A 14,086-nucleotide genomic window follows, 5' to 3' on the forward strand; every position below is an offset into this window, starting at 1 on the left:
TGCCGCGCCACGAGTTCCTGGGCGAGATGATCTCGAACCAGCTGGTCTACTACCCGACCGTGACCCGCGAGCCGTTCCGCAACCGCGGCCGGATCACCGACCTGATGGTCTCGGGCAAGCTGTTCGAGGATATCGGCCTGCCGCCGATGGCGATCGAGAACGACCGCTTCATGCTCTGCGGCAGCCCCGACATGATCCGCGACACCCGCGAGCTCCTGACGTCGCGCGGCTACGAGGAGGGCAACCACGGCGAGGCCGCCCACTACGTCATCGAGAAGGCCTTCGTCGAGAAATAGCGCACCCGCGCAGGCCGGTTCGGCTTCAGCCCGGTGCGGTCGTCCGCGCCGGGCTTTTCTGTGCCGGTGCGTCCCCGGACCCGGTCGCGGGGGCGGGGCGCAGGATCGCCCCGTATCCGTCCTGCGCGTCGCCGACGAAGCGGATGCCCGCCCCTTCGAGGACCGTGCGGATCGCCGCGAGGGTCCGGCTGCGGGGCTGGACCTGCTCGCTCTCGATCATGTTCAGGGTGACGACGGAGACCGCGGCGCGGCTCGCGAGAACCCCTTGTGTCCACTTGAGAAGTCCGCGGCCGGCGCGGATCTGGGCGGCAGTGATCATGGGCCGGAGATCGCCCGAACTGAAAGAATTTTCAAGTTTCCGGTTGACGCAGGCCGAGCGCGACCGTATCCACCGCGCCATCGGCCTGCCGGGCCGGTGATCTGAAGTGACCGCACGCTCCTCGTATCCGCGGCCCGCGCGCCGCGGCGGACGAGTCCGGTTCCCTTCGCAACGGTCGCCGCTGGCAGCCGATCGCAGTTCACCGGCGCGGGCCGGAGACGCTCGGTTATCCCTGTCACGGATCCCCCCGAGCCTCATCGACACGCCCGCGTCACCCGAAGCCCCGTTCGGACGGAGCATGGCATGAAACAGCACGACGGCATCGACGTCGCGGCGTTCGCCCGTCCCGGGCTGATGCGACCGTTACGGTCGTATCGCGGGGCTCTCGGCCCGAGAGGCTGAGCGCGTCTCGAGGACCCTGCGGGCCGGCAGGGGACGGTTATCATCGGTAGAGCGCCGCGGGCTTGTCCCGCGGAGGTTGCGGGTTCGATCCCCGCCGGGGGCCGCGAGGTCGCCGGAGCTCATGCCCGTCCCCGACACCACGACCGCAGGGCCCGGCCAGACGACTGGGGGCGCCGACCGTGCGCGGATCCCGGCCGACGATGCGGGCCGGAGAGGAACGGTTATCTTCACCGAAGGGATGTCGCGGGTTCGAATCCCGCCGGGCCGCGAGGCCCGTAGCTCAGCCCGGATAGAGCGCCCGGACACCGTTCCTCACCCCACGCCCGCATCGCCCGGACGCGGGCCGGAAGACGAAGGTTATCGGGATCCGAGGGGTGCGGGTGCGAGTCCCGCCGGGTCGTCAGGCCCGTAGCTCAAGCAGAGCATCGGATAAGCCCCTCGCCGCCGCCACGCCCGCGCCCGGCCGGACGGAACCCCGCCACCGACCACACGAGAGACCGGCCGCGCGCGAGCGGCGGTGGACGACGCGCCGCGGCCGCGTCCCCGCCCGACCGCGCGCGCCGGGACGCGCCACCGGCCGGCGATCGGCCGCGATGGAGAGAGGAGAGACCGAGAGGAGCCCGCCATGACGAAGCTCGCACAGATGTTCCGGCTCCGCGCCACCCCGCAGACGGAGCCGATCCCCGGCACGGTGCCGAACGCCGCCGGAGGCCACGCCTTCGCGGTCGGCGACTGGGCGCGGCTCGACCGCTTCCTGGTGCTCGGCTCCGAGGGCGGCTCGTACTACGCGAGCCCGCGCGCCCTGACCGCCGCGAACGCGGCGGCGGTGCAGCGGTGCATCGCCCGGGACGGCGCCCGCGCGGTCGCCGCCATCGTGGCGGTGAGCGAGGGCGGCCGGGCTCCGAAGCCGGATCCGGCGATCTTCGCCCTGGCGCTGGCCGCCGCGTCGGCGGACCTCGCGACCCGGCGCGCGGCGCTCGCGGCCCTGCCGCGGGTCTGCCGCACCGGCACGCACCTGTTCCAGTTCGCCGCCTCCGTCGAGGCGATGCGCGGCTGGGGCCGGGGTCTGCGCCGGGCGGTCGGTGACTGGTACTGCGCCAAGCCCGTGGAGGCCCTGGCCTTCCAGGCGGTGAAGTACCGGACCCGCCAGGGCTGGTCGCACCGCGACCTCCTGCGGCTGGCCCATCCGGAGACGGAGGAGCCCGCCCGGAAGGCGCTGTTCGACTGGATCTGCCGCGGCACCGTGACCGAGGCCGCCCCCGGGATCGTCCACGCCTTCGCGCGGGTGCAGGCGGAGGGCCTCGACGGGGCGGTGGCCGCCGCCCTGGTGCGCTCCCACGGCCTGCCCTGGGAGGCGCTGCCGACCGGGCTGATGGGCAGCCGCGCGGTGAACGAGGCCCTGATCGAGCGGATGCCGGTCGGCGCCCTCGTGCGCCAGCTCGGCCGCCTGACGGCCGCGGGGGTGCTGGCGCCCTTCTCGGAGGGCACCGAGCACGTCCGGGCGGTCCTGTCGGACCGGGAGCGGATCCTCCGGGCGCGCCTGCACCCGATGGCGCTGCTGCTGGCCCTCAAGACCTACGCCTCCGGGCACGGTCAGCGGGGCAAGCTCGCCTGGGAGCCGGTGGCGGCGATCGTCGAGGCGCTGAACGCCGCGTTCTACACGGCGTTCAGCGCGGTCGAGCCCACGGGCCGGCGCCTCGTGCTGGCGCTGGACGTCTCGGGCTCGATGGGCGCCAGCACGGTCGCGGGCTCGACGCTCACGGCCCGGGAGGCGGCCGCCGCGATGGCGCTCGTCACCGCGGCGACCGAGGAGCACTGGCAGGTGCTGGGCTTCACCGCCGAGGCCGGCCGGGCCTGGAGCCAGGGGGCCGCGATGACGCCGCTGCCGATCGGGCCGTCGACGCGGCTCGATCAGGCGGTGCGGGCGACCGCCGACCTGCCGTTCGGCGCCACCGACTGCTCCCTGCCGATGCGCTGGGCGCTGGAGCGGGGCGTCAAGGCCGACGCGTTCGTGGTCTACACGGACTCGGAGACCTGGGCGGGGCCGGTCCACCCGGTCCAGGCGCTGCGGGCGTACCGGGAGAAGACCGGGATCCCGGCGAAGCTGGTGGTCGTGGGGCTGGTCTCCAACGGCTTCAGCATCGCCGACCCGGAGGATCCCGGCATGCTCGACGTGGTCGGCTTCGACACCGCGGCTCCGGCCGTGATCGCGGATTTCATCCGCGCGTGAGACAGGGGCGGGCGGCTCTTCCGGGCTGCCCGCCCTATTGCTGCGGGACGCCCGGCATCCCGTCCGCGAAGGGGCCGCCGCCGGCGCTGAACAGCTTGCGCAGGAAGCCCGGGGCAATCGCCGAGAGCGGGTTCACGCTCACGTCCGGCGAGGCGAGCTTGCCGGAGACGCGGAAATTGACCGCGAACAGGCCCTCGTTGTGGCCGCCGCCCAGCAGCGGCCCGAGCAGCGGCAACTGCGAGGCCACGTTGTTCAGGCCGTAGAGCGGCACGAAGGTGCCGGTCATGTCGGTGCGCTCGCGGCCGGTATCGAGCCAGCCCGACAGGGTGAAGCCCATGGCGGCGTTCGAGATCGCCGCGTCGGTGAAGTCGACGCGGGTGCCGGTGCGCACGAAATTGGCGCGCATGCGGTCGAAGGTGACGTCGCCCGCGCCCCGGCCCGGGGCGACCCGTCGGCCGCGGGCCGTCTCCGCGTCGGACGGCTCCGGGCCCTGCGCCATGATGCTCGACAGCGCGGGCTCGTTGCGCAGGATGAAGTCGCGGATCTGCACGACGCCGGATTGCGGGCCGTCGTTGAGGCCGATCCCGGCCGTGAGCCGGCCGCCATACATCCGCCGGTACACGTCGACGAACCGCAGCGTCGCGCCGGCATCGGCCGATTCCACCGACAGGGTCGGCACGCCGCGCTCCCCGCGGGTGACCGTGGCGGCGAAGGGCGCCGCGCGGAAGCGCCCGGTGATGTTGGCGGCCCGCAGGGTCTTCCCGTGCAGGGAGAGCTTCAGGTTGGCGCCGGTCAGCGCCTCCTCGTTGAAGCCGGTGACGATGGGCACCTGGATGTCGGCGTCGATATCCTTCGGATTCGCGTCCCGCGCCTCTCGGCCGCCCTTCGGGTCGGGGGCGCCCAGCGATTTCAGGAACGGCCGGGCATCGGCCACCGCGCCTCGGACCACGACCTTGTAGCCGCCGGCGGTCCGGTCGAGGCTCACGCGCAGGTCGTCGCCGGGGGAGAGCTTGACGCTGCTCAGGTCCGCCCGCTCCAGGCCGCCCTCCTGCGTGATCGAGACGGTGCCGCGGGCGCTCGCCGGGGCCGCGTCGAGGGCGAAGTCCCGCAGGTCGAAGGTCTGGCCGCTGTCGACGAGGGTGAAGGTCAGCCGCCCGGGCTTGCCCGGCGACTTGGTCAGCCCCGGGATCAGCCCGTCGATCCCGGCCTTCGCCAGATCCGCCTCGACCCGGATCGGCGGCTTGCCGGATCCCGGCCGGCCGATCTGCACCACCGCGCGGACCGGGATGGTGCCGGTGAGCTGCGGCGCGGTCGGCAGGCCCTTGCGGCCGCGGACCGCCTCGTCGAGCGACACGTTGACCACCGCCTCGCCGGGCTGCCCGACCTTCGGCTGGCGCAGGTCGACCGACATGGGCGCGCCCGCGACCCGGCCGTCGCCCTTCAGCGTGAAGGCGCCCCGGTCGTAGACGAGGTTGAACCGGCCCGACTCGAGCCGGTCCCGGCCCATCACCTTGTCGACCGCGAGGTCGGCCAGCGAGCCGGTCAGCGTCACCGGCAGGTCCGGCAGGTCGGGGATGTGCTTGAGGTCGAGGGGGAAGTCGACGCGCAGGTCGGCGCTGCCCTTGATCGTGGCGGGGTCGAGGTCGACGCTCATCACGCTCTTGAACAGCTTGGCCTGGAGCACGGAGGCCATGCCGTCGGCGCCGCCGGAGAGCCGCATCCCGATCTGGGCCACGACCCGGTCCGGGGTGATCTGCGGGATGACGAAGCTGCCGTCCGAGATGGCGAGCCCGCGCCCGTCCGGCCCGTGGACCTCGGCGGTCACGTTGCGCACCGTGGTCGAGCGCCCGGTGATCACGCCGACGACGTTGCCCTTGGTCACCGGCGGGGAATCGGCGGTGACGTCGATGGCCGCGTCCGAGACGTGGAAGTCGATGTGGACCGCGTCGTCCGGGGCGGGGTCGCCCCGGGTGGCGGCCGCCAGGACTGCCCCGGACATCTTCACCTTGATGTCGACGGAATCGACCCGGCCGCGCCGGAGCTGGTCCACCAGGTAGGTGCGGGCCGGCGGCGCGATGTGCTCCGGCCAGAGCCGCAGCCCGGTACGGACCTCGCCGTCGTGGCCGGCGAGGTGCAGGGTCAGGCCGCCGTCGTCGGCGCTCGTGCCGATCGTCCCGGTGATGGCGCCCTTCACGCCGGGCCCCGACAGGGTCAGCGCGTCGATGGAGATCCCGCCGTCGCGGCCGGAGAGCTGCGCGTCCAGGGCGTCGATCTTCACCGGCGCGTCCTGCGGGGTCGCCCCGCGTAAGGTGGCGTCGCGGCTCGCCAGCGTCGCGGTCCAGGTCGTGCTCGCGCCCGCGGGGCTGCCCGTCCACGTCCCCGCGAGGTGCACGGCGTTGCCGGCCCCGCGATAGTCCAGGCCAGTGAGCGACATCACGCGGTTGGCCTCGTCCCAGTCCAGGGAGGCGTCGAGGCTCTCGACCGTGACCGGGTTGAAGTCCTTCTCCTCGATCAGGAACGTGCCGTCGCCGGTGTGGAGCTTGGCGTTCATGGTCCGGATGCGGCCGGCCGTCAGGCTCACGTCGGCGCGGGCCGAGACCTTCAGGTCCGTGGTCAGCGGCAGGCCGGACTGGCCCGAGAGCAGCAGGAGATCCGTGACCGGCAGGTCGTCGAGGGTGATGACGCCCGAGCGCTCCTGCCCGTCCGCGCCGTCGCGCAGCGTGCCGCCGAAGCGCCACTCGCCGTGCGGCCCATCGAGCCGCAATTCGAAGTTCCGGGTGCCGTTGACCGGGTCGCGCCCGAACAGGCCGTTGACCCGCGCGAAGACCGCGCGCTCGCGGCCGTCCTCGTCGATCAGCCGCAGCCGCGCGTCGGTGACGCGCGCGCGGTCGAGGGCGCCGACCACGCCGCCCGGATCGAGGACGACCCCGAAGATCGACGCGATCGCGGCCGAGAGCGGCGAGACGGTGCCGCGCACCCCGTCCACGCTCGGCGGCGTGTGCGGCGCGACGTCGACCGGGTGGTTGGCCTCCGAGGCCGCGAAGGCGATGGAGCCGTCCCGGTGCAGCAGCGCGGTGGTCTGCGTCTCGCGGAACTCGATCGAGCGCGGCTGCAGGTTGAGCCGCAGGAGCCCCCAGGGGTCGAGGCTGACGAGCGCCAGGGGGGCGCGCACCACGAGGTCGCCCTGCGGGTTGCGGATGTCGAGGCCGGAGAAGCGCAGGCTGAGCGCGTTCTCGCGGTCGAGCTCGAGGCTGCTGCCGCGCAGCCCGATGCTCCAGCCGGGTCCGATCCGCTCGGCCACGGCGGCGGCGACGCGGCGCGACAGGCCGTCGATCTGGAGCGGCCCGTTCGACAGGCGCAGGGCCACGAGGCCGACACCGGCGCCGACGAGCAGCACCAGCGCGAGGGCGCTCACGAGGCAGACGCCGCCGACGCGTCGCGCCTTCCCCCGAGGCCTGCATGCCGGCGTTGTCTCGTCCGCCATCGGGACCTTTGTTCCGGGGTCTCTGCGCGCGGCGCCCTCGGGCTCCGCGGCCGGTGGATCGAAGCGCGCCCGCGCTTTACAGCGGCCGCGACTCCGGGCTTGGCTCGGACGTGCGCGGTGCCATCGCTCGAGCCCGCGCACGAGATCGGTTGCACATCATCAATCGGCCGAAAGGAAGGCACGATGCCGCTGTCAGAGGGGGATCCCGCCCCCGATTTCGACCTTCCCGCCTCGGGCGGAGGGCGCGTCGGACTGTCCGCGCTCCGCGGTCACAAAGTCGTGCTCTACTTCTACCCGAAGGACGACACGAGCGGATGCACGCTGGAGGCGCAGGACTTCAACGGCCTGCTGCCGGCCTTCGCGGAAGCGGACGCCAAGGTCGTCGGCCTGTCGCCGGACCCGGTGAAGAGCCACGACAAGTTCTGCAGCAAGTACGGGCTGACCTTCCCGCTCGCCGCCGACGAGGACAAGACCGTGCTCGAGGCCTACGGCGTCTGGGTCGAGAAGAGCATGTACGGGCGCAAGTACATGGGCGTGGAGCGCACCACCGTCCTGATCGACCGGGAGGGGCGCGTCGCCAGGATCTGGCCGAAGGTGAAGGTGCCCGGCCACGCCGAGGCCGTCCTGGCGGCCGCGCGCGCCCTGCCCTGACGTCCCCTGACGCCCGGCGCGCGACGGATCCTTAACCCTACTGAGGCCTGAATGGCGGCTCCTCCGGTGCCGTCCCGATGCAGCTTCCGAAGTTCCCCGCGCGTCTCAGGCCGCACCGGCCAGCTCCCTGGCTCGCCGCCGGCCTCGCCCTGGCGGTGGCCTGGGCGCTCGGGGCCTCCTGCCTGATCGTGTTCCACGACGACGTGCTCGCCGGGTTCGTGGCCCGGCAGGCCGCCCTGCGCGACGCCTACGAGGCGCGCATCGGCGAGCTCCAGGACCGCCTCGACCGCGACCGGAGCGACCGGGCGGGAAGTGAGGCGGGTCTGGCCGACCGGGTCGCGGCCGCCCTGGAGCGCCAGGCCGAGCTGGAGCGGCGCACGGCCGCCCTCGCCGACCTGGAGCGGCAGGCCCTGCCCGACCCTTCCACGACTGGCGCCCTGCCCGGGCGGCCCGGCGCTGCGCCCGGTGGGAGCTACGACGATCTCTTCCTGCGTCCGACTGAGGGTGCGGCTCCGGCGCCGCGCTCCGCCCGCGATCCCCTGCCCCGCCGCGGCGCGCGCGAGGCCGAGACCGGCCTGATCCGGCTGGAGGCCCGGCTCGACGGCCTGCAGGCGGCCCAGGGCGAGCGCCTCGCCGGGCTGGCCGCCCGGGCCGGGGACGCGGTGCGGCGGCTGCGCGGGCTGATCGGCCGCACCGGTCTCGACCCCGACCGCCTCGATCCCGACCGCACCGGCGCGGCCGCGCCGGCCGCCGGGCTGGGCGGACCGTTCGTGCCCCTCGACGGCCGCGCCCTGGACGGCACCGGCTTCGCGGAGGGCTTCGCCCTGGCCCGGCGCGCGCTCGACGACGGCGAGCGCCTGCGCCGGCTCGCCGCCACCCTGCCCCTGGCCCGCCCGATCCGGGGAGGCGCGACCGTGTCGAGCCCGTTCGGCACGCGCCTCGACCCCTTCACCCGCGGCCTCGCCCTCCATACCGGGCTGGACCTGAAGGCGGAGTACGGCGAGCCCGCCCGCGCCACCGCGCCGGGCCGGGTGATCGCCGCCGAGGCCGCGGGCGGCTACGGCAACATGGTCGAGATCGACCACGGCCACGGCGTCACCACGCGGTTCGGCCACCTCGCCCGCATCGCGGTCCGCCCCGGGCAGCGCGTGGCCGCGGGCGACGCGGTCGGCGCCGTCGGCTCGACGGGGCGCTCCACCGGGGCGCATCTCCACTACGAGACCCGCATCGACGGCGAGCCGTTGGATCCGCAGCGCTTCCTGGAGGCCGGCGCCACCGTCGCGGCGGCCGGGCTCGGCGCCGACTGAGTCCGTCGCTGCGCCGGTCGCCCTGTGCCGGTCGCCCTGTGCCGGCCTCCGAGTCCCCGAGGGAGGCCGGCCTGGCATCGGCCGTGACGCCCGCGCGGGGATGGCCTTCCGGGCCGGACCTGTTGCGGGCGGCCGGCCCGGTGCTACGATCCGGCCGAGGTGGGGATCGGCGATGGCTCTGGCCGCGAAGCGCGACGCGCGGATGGATGTGTCCGAGTTCAGGCTCTGGGTGGAGGGCCGGCCCGCGCACGAGCGCTGGGAGCTGCTCGACGGCGAGCCCGTGCTCATGGCGCCGCCGCGGGAGCGGCATCAGCGAATCGTCATGAACCTGGCGGGACGACTCGACGCCCTGGCGGAGCCGCGAGGCTGCCGCGCCATGCCGGGTCTGGCGATCCTCAGCGCCGCGATGGACGATTTCGCCCCGATCCCCGACGTGGTGGTGCGGTGCGGGCCGCCGCTGCCGGAGGGCTACGCGACCGACCCGCTCCTCGTCGCCGAGGTGCTCTCGCCCTCGACCATGAGTCTCGACCGCGGCCGGAAGATCGACTTCTACCGGACCGTGCCGAGCCTCGCGGTCCTGCTGATCGTCTATTCCGACGAGGCGCGGGTCGAGGTCTGGCGACGCGCGGGCGACGACTGGAGCGTCGCGGCCCTCGGGCTCGACGGTACCGTGTTGCTGCCGGAGTTCGACGGCGCCGTGCCGGTGCGCGACCTCTACCGCGGTCTCGCCTTCTGAGCGGCCGCACCCCACCTGATCGAACGGCGAAGCATCAAGGCACCGACTTGCCCCATTTCGAAGATTTCTACGCGGCCAAGCTGCGCGGCTCCCTCGGCGTGACCGACGCCGAGTCGGTGCTCGACCTGCGCGGCACCAACCGGGCGACCGCCGAGGCCTCGCTCAAGGACATGCTGGAGCGCAGCCGCTTCGCCAGGGGCAAGACCGTGGCGATCCGGCTCGATCCGCCCCCGGAGGGCGGCGGCGAGACCCTGTTCCAGCCGGCCGGGCGCCTGCTCCTCGACGCGAAGCGCCGCGGCCTGATCGAGCGCCTGCAGACCCTGCCGGCCCAGGACGGGCTCGGCTTCTACGTGGCGCTCACCGGCCGCGCCGACCGGACGCCCATGTAGGGCGGCCACGGAGGTTGTGCCGGCAACGGATCGGGTGCGCGCCGCCGGGCGTTGAACGCTCCCGCTCCACAGGATGCCGCCCGTGCCCGACACCCGATTCCCCGAAGCCGGGTCCCGCCGATGAGGACCCTTCCCGGCGGCCGCAACGCGATCGAGCGCATCGCCCGCTTCGGCTACGGCGCCCGCGGCGTGGTCTACATCGTGGTCGGCGCCCTGGCCCTGCTGGCGGCCCTGGGGCATGGCGGCCGGGCCGGCGACAGCAAGGACGCGCTCCGCGCCGTCATGGCCGGGCCGTTCGGCGCGGCCGTCGTCGGCCTGATCGCCCTCGGCCTCGCCGGCTTCGCCCTCTGGCGCCTCGTCGAGGGCATCACCGATGCCGACCGGCGGGGCACCTCCGCCAAGGGCCTCGCGGTGCGCGGTGCCCACCTGATCAGCGCCGGGCTCTACCTCGGTCTCGCCGCCAGCGCGGCCTCGCTCAGCCTCGGCCTGGGCATGAGCGGCGGCGACGGCGTGCATGACGGTACCGCGTGGCTCCTGAGCAAGCCCTTCGGCCGCTGGCTCGTGGCCCTCGTCGGCCTCGCGGTCGTCGGCGGCGGGTTCGGCTTCCTCGGCAAGGCGTGGCGCGGGGACGTCACCGACCGGCTCGCCCTCGACGCCCGGGCCCGGGACCGCTGGGCCGGCCCGATCGGCCGCTTCGGCTACGCGGCGCGGGGCCTCGCCTTCCTGATCATCGGCGGGTTCCTCGTGGCCGCCGCGTGGCACCAGCGCTCCTCGGATGCCAAGGGTCTGGCCGAGGCCTTCGCGCTGCTGCGCGCACAACCCTACGGCTGGATCCTGCTCGGGCTCGTGGCGGCCGGCCACGCCGCCTTCGGGGCCTTCGGGCTGATCCAGGCCCGCTACCGGCACATCGACGCCCCCGACATCGACCGGGTGGACGACGCGGCCGGTGCGGCGGCCCGGGCGCTGGGCTGAGGCCGGCGCCGCCTCCGGCCCCGGCTCCGGCCCTGGGCGGGCCGCGTTGACAGGGCCGGTGCCGCGGCGGATACCCCCGGCATCCCATCCGGCTCCCGATGCAGCAGCGCCTCTACAAGACCGCGGTGATGGTGACCCACGACCTCGCGGCGACCGCTGCCGCCGTGGTGCTCACCTTCCTGTTCCGCTTCCAGGGCGGCATGCTGGCCGAGCGTCTGCACGCCCTGCCCCTGCTGCTGCCGCCGTTCCTCGTCCTCGCCGGCCTCGTCTACGGCCGCTTCCGGCTCTACCGGACCAAGTGGCGCTTCGCCTCGTTGCAGGACCTCGCCGGCATCGTCCGGGCGGCCAGCGTCCTGGCCCTCGCGCTCCTGGTGATCGACTGGGTGCTGGTCTCGTCCGACCTCTACGGCTTCTACTTCTTCGGCAAGATCGCGATCCTGCTCTACTGGGTGCTGCAGATCTTCTTCCTGGGCGGTACGCGCCTGGCGTTCCGCTACCTGAAAGACACCCGCTCCCGGCAGTCGAGCGCGCGGGCCGCCACCGTCCCGACCCTGCTCCTCGGGCGCGGCGCCGACATGGACGTGCTGATCCGCGCCATCGAGGCGGGCTCGGTGCGGAAGCTCGCGCCGCGGGGCATCCTGTCGCCCCGGGCGGACGAGCGCGGCCAGTTCATGCGCGGCGTGCCGGTGCTCGGCGGCTTCCCGGATCTCGAGCGGGTGGTCGCCGACCTCGCCGCGCGCGGCGAGCCGGTGCGGCGGCTCGTGGCCGCCCCGAGCGCCCTGGTGCCGGAGGCGGCGCCCGACGACCTGATCGCCCGCGCCCGGCGCCTCGGCCTGCCCCTCGCCCGGGTCGTCGGCCTCGGCGAGGGCGTGCAGGGTCCGGAACTGGCGCCGCTGGAGATCGAGGACCTGCTGCTGCGGCCGACCGTCGCCATCGACCGGCCGCGCCTGGAGGCGTTCCTCGCCGGCCGCCGGGTCGTGGTGACCGGCGGCGGCGGGTCGATCGGCTCGGAGATCTGCCTGCGGGCCGTGGCCTTCGGGTCCGCCGCCGTGCTGGTGCTCGAATCCTCCGAGCCGGCGCTCCACGGCATCCTCAGCCACCCCGCGATCCTGGCCGCCGAGACCGCCGTGACGGGGGTGCTGGCCGATATCCGCGACCGTGAGCGGACCCACGCGGTGATCGCGGCGTTCCGGCCCGACTACGTGCTCCACGCCGCCGCGCTGAAGCAGGTGCCCTACCTGGAGCGGGACTGGCAGGAGGGCATCAAGACCAACGTGTTCGGCTCGATCAACGTCGCCGAGGCGGCGGTGGCGGCGCGCGCGCGGGCGCTCGTGATGATCTCCACCGACAAGGCGATCGAGCCGGTCTCGCAGCTCGGCGTCACCAAGCGCTTCGCCGAGATGGTCGCCCAGGCCCTCGACGCCGCGCAGTCGGCGCGGCCGGACCAGCCGACCCGGCTGATCGCCGTGCGGTTCGGCAACGTGCTGGGCTCCGTGGGCTCGGTCGTGCCGGTCTTCAAGGCGCAGATCGCCCGGGGCGGCCCGGTCACCGTCACCCACCCGGACATGGTCCGCTACTTCATGACGGTGCGCGAGGCCTGCGACCTCGTGCTGACGGCCGCCTCGCACGCCGACGGCGAGGCCCGGACGGGCGCGGAGCGCGCCGCGGTCTACGTGCTCAAGATGGGGCAGCCGGTGCGGATCGCCGACCTCGCCGAGCGGATGATCCGGCTGGCCGGCTTCGAGCCTAGCACCGAGATCGAGATCGCCTATACCGGCGCCCGGCCCGGCGAGCGGCTCAACGAGATCCTGTTCGCCCGCGAGGAGCCCCGGATCGCCCTGCCGGGCATCGACGGGGTGATGGCGGCGCGGCCGGTCTTCGCCGATCGGGACCGGCTCGACGCCTGGGTGGCGCGGCTGCGCGACGCCGTGGCGGCCGGCGACCGGGCGGCCGCCGAGGCCGTGTTCGAGGCGGCCATCCCGCATTTCCGCGAGCGCGCCGTCCTCCGCCCCGGGCCGCCCCAGGAAGCCGCGGAGCCGGCCGCGGAGCCGGTCGGCGACCCGCCGCGCGCCGCCGCACCCGCCGCCCTCGGCTGATCCGGGCGACCTCGGAAACGCGTCCCGGGACCGCTCCGATCCTCACACCGTGGCGATCGGCGTCGTCGGCGAGCCGACGGCGCCGGGCAGACGCAGCGGCGGGGCGGTGAGCAGGAAGCGGCTGCGGCCGCGGGCCCGCAGCCAGTCGGCCAGCGGCGTCAGGTGCCACAGCTCGCCGAGATTGACCCCGAGCTTGAACAGGCAGTGCTCGTGGAGCGGCAGCGTCGCGCAGCAGGCGGGGCCGGGGCCGGCCGGGTAGGCCTCCACCGCGTAGTTGTCGGCGATCAGCGCGCAGAGCCCGGTGCGGGTGATCCAGTCGAGGAGGCGCGGGTCGCGCCCGTCGAGGCCGGCGCAGAGGGTGTGGACGAGCTTCGGGTCCGGCGCGCCGCCCATGGCGATCAGCCGCTCGGCGAAGCCCGTGTGCAGGCAGACCATGTCGCCCGGCTCCACCACGACGCCGTCGGCCTCCAGGATCCGGGCGAGCTCGTCGTAGCCGACGCGTGTCCTGGCGTCGCCGAGATGGGCGCGCAGGTCGATCATCACGGCGCGGCCCTGCATGCCGGTCTCGGCGAGGCGCTCGATCCCGAGGCGCTTCGCCCGGGACGGCTCATCCGCCGCCTCCGGCGCGCTCGGCCCGACGATGTCGCGGCCGCCGCGGAACCCGTTGTAGAAGGTCGGTGCGGCGCCCGCCCCGTCCGCGTCGAACAGCGAGCCGACATGGGCGAGCGAGTCCCATTGCGTCGAGTATTGCAGGTGGATCAGCGCGCGGTCGTCGCAGATCACGTCGGTGGCGCCGTCGACCTCCTCGCAGACCGGGAAGTTCATGTTCGGCCGGCCGTTGGCGCGGCGCGTCGGGGTGATCTGCGGCGGGTGGCGGCGCGGGTTCAGGACGTTGCCGCCCGGCAGGTCCAGCGGCAGGCTGAGGCAGAAGGTGACCCCTTCGCGCACCTCGGCAACGCCCTGCAGCACCTTCTCGGGGGTGAGCAGGTTCAGGCGCCCCAGCTCGTCGTCGGGGCCGAAATCCCCCCAGGTCGAGCCCTCGGGCCGCCGCGTCCAGCGCAGGGTCATGCCTGTGGTTCCCCTGCCCGTGCCGGCCGCGGAGCGGGCCGCTTCCCGAGGCTCCGGGGCCGCGGTCCGGGGCGAACCCCGGCCGCGGCCGAGCGTGCGTTCCTCACCGGACCGTGCCCTTCTTCGAGGCCGCCGG

10 protein-coding genes, 2 tRNA genes and 1 pseudogene are annotated in these 14,086 nt (G+C 74.4%); 10 read left to right on the forward strand and 3 right to left on the reverse strand.

Annotated elements, in window-relative coordinates:
• Positions 1 to 296: pseudogene (locus BM314_RS21890) on the forward strand (ferredoxin--NADP reductase); the annotation flags it as partial.
• Positions 297 to 321: 25 nt separating this feature from the next.
• Here the strand turns inward: BM314_RS21890 and BM314_RS21895 are convergent.
• Positions 322 to 615 (reverse strand): helix-turn-helix domain-containing protein, encoded by a 294-nt coding sequence (locus BM314_RS21895; protein WP_056524084.1) that lies wholly within the window; start codon positions 613 to 615, stop codon positions 322 to 324.
• Between the two features lie 604 nt (positions 616 to 1,219).
• On the opposite strand from BM314_RS21895, the gene BM314_RS30705 reads away from it, so the two are divergent.
• The 3 genes from BM314_RS30705 to BM314_RS21900 all read left to right on the forward strand — a co-directional run bounded on the left by BM314_RS30705 (position 1,220) and on the right by BM314_RS21900 (position 3,247).
• Positions 1,220 to 1,286: transfer RNA gene (locus BM314_RS30705), tRNA-OTHER, on the forward strand.
• A tRNA-OTHER gene (locus BM314_RS30710) sits at positions 1,287 to 1,418 on the forward strand.
• Positions 1,419 to 1,642: 224 nt separating this feature from the next.
• Entirely contained in the window at positions 1,643 to 3,247 is a 1,605-nt protein-coding gene (locus tag BM314_RS21900; protein ID WP_091980182.1) for a TROVE domain-containing protein, read from the forward strand.
• Positions 3,248 to 3,281: 34 nt separating this feature from the next.
• On the opposite strand, the gene BM314_RS21905 is transcribed toward BM314_RS21900, so the two are convergent.
• Positions 3,282 to 6,662 carry a DUF3971 domain-containing protein gene (locus BM314_RS21905; RefSeq protein ID WP_091980184.1) on the reverse strand — a complete coding sequence of 1,127 codons (3,381 nt, stop codon included), beginning with the start codon at positions 6,660 to 6,662 and terminating at the stop codon, positions 3,282 to 3,284.
• Positions 6,663 to 6,914: 252 nt separating this feature from the next.
• On the opposite strand from BM314_RS21905, the gene BM314_RS21910 reads away from it, so the two are divergent.
• From BM314_RS21910 to BM314_RS21935, 6 genes are all read left to right on the forward strand, one after another.
• A complete protein-coding gene (locus tag BM314_RS21910) occupies positions 6,915 to 7,382 on the forward strand; it encodes a peroxiredoxin (RefSeq protein ID WP_091682455.1) in 468 nt (155 codons plus the stop codon).
• 77 nt (positions 7,383 to 7,459) lie between these two features.
• Positions 7,460 to 8,689 carry a M23 family metallopeptidase gene (locus tag BM314_RS21915; RefSeq protein ID WP_091980186.1) on the forward strand — a complete coding sequence of 410 codons (1,230 nt, stop codon included), beginning with the start codon at positions 7,460 to 7,462 and terminating at the stop codon, positions 8,687 to 8,689.
• A gap of 172 nt (positions 8,690 to 8,861) precedes the next feature.
• On the forward strand, positions 8,862 to 9,425 hold the full coding sequence (locus tag BM314_RS21920; RefSeq protein WP_091980188.1) for a Uma2 family endonuclease: 564 nt from the start codon (positions 8,862 to 8,864) through the stop codon (positions 9,423 to 9,425).
• Positions 9,426 to 9,472: 47 nt separating this feature from the next.
• Positions 9,473 to 9,814, forward strand: a complete 342-nt coding sequence (locus BM314_RS21925) for a hypothetical protein (protein WP_091980190.1) — start codon at positions 9,473 to 9,475, stop codon at positions 9,812 to 9,814.
• 120 nt (positions 9,815 to 9,934) lie between these two features.
• Complete coding sequence (locus BM314_RS21930; protein WP_091682461.1) at positions 9,935 to 10,786, forward strand: DUF1206 domain-containing protein; 852 nt, start codon at positions 9,935 to 9,937, stop codon at positions 10,784 to 10,786.
• A gap of 98 nt (positions 10,787 to 10,884) precedes the next feature.
• Entirely contained in the window at positions 10,885 to 12,882 is a 1,998-nt protein-coding gene (locus tag BM314_RS21935; RefSeq protein ID WP_091980192.1) for an SDR family NAD(P)-dependent oxidoreductase, read from the forward strand.
• A gap of 42 nt (positions 12,883 to 12,924) precedes the next feature.
• Here BM314_RS21935 and BM314_RS21940 read toward each other — a convergent pair whose 3' ends face one another.
• Positions 12,925 to 13,950: a cyclase family protein gene (locus BM314_RS21940; RefSeq protein WP_056524058.1), complete on the reverse strand. Its 1,026-nt coding sequence runs from the start codon at positions 13,948 to 13,950 to the stop codon at positions 12,925 to 12,927.
• Between the last annotated feature and the right edge of the window lie 136 nt (positions 13,951 to 14,086).

It is taken from the genome of Methylobacterium sp. 13MFTsu3.1M2 (assembly GCF_900112625.1).
Taxonomy (GTDB): domain Bacteria; phylum Pseudomonadota; class Alphaproteobacteria; order Rhizobiales; family Beijerinckiaceae; genus Methylobacterium.

Excerpts from the sequence above, each read along its gene's own strand:
- BM314_RS21930 (WP_091682461.1), top strand. The coding sequence starts at position 9,935 with ATGAGGACCCTTCCCGGCGGCCGCAACGCGATCGAGCGCATCGCCCGC.
- BM314_RS21920 (WP_091980188.1), top strand. The coding sequence starts at position 8,862 with ATGGCTCTGGCCGCGAAGCGCGACGCGCGGATGGATGTGTCCGAGTTC.
- BM314_RS21900 (WP_091980182.1), top strand. The coding sequence starts at position 1,643 with ATGACGAAGCTCGCACAGATGTTCCGGCTCCGCGCCACCCCGCAGACG.
- BM314_RS21940 (WP_056524058.1), bottom strand. The coding sequence starts at position 13,950 with ATGACCCTGCGCTGGACGCGGCGGCCCGAGGGCTCGACCTGGGGGGAT.
- BM314_RS21895 (WP_056524084.1), bottom strand. The coding sequence starts at position 615 with ATGATCACTGCCGCCCAGATCCGCGCCGGCCGCGGACTTCTCAAGTGG.
- BM314_RS21915 (WP_091980186.1), top strand. The coding sequence starts at position 7,460 with ATGCAGCTTCCGAAGTTCCCCGCGCGTCTCAGGCCGCACCGGCCAGCT.
- BM314_RS21935 (WP_091980192.1), top strand. The coding sequence starts at position 10,885 with ATGCAGCAGCGCCTCTACAAGACCGCGGTGATGGTGACCCACGACCTC.
- BM314_RS21910 (WP_091682455.1), top strand. The coding sequence starts at position 6,915 with ATGCCGCTGTCAGAGGGGGATCCCGCCCCCGATTTCGACCTTCCCGCC.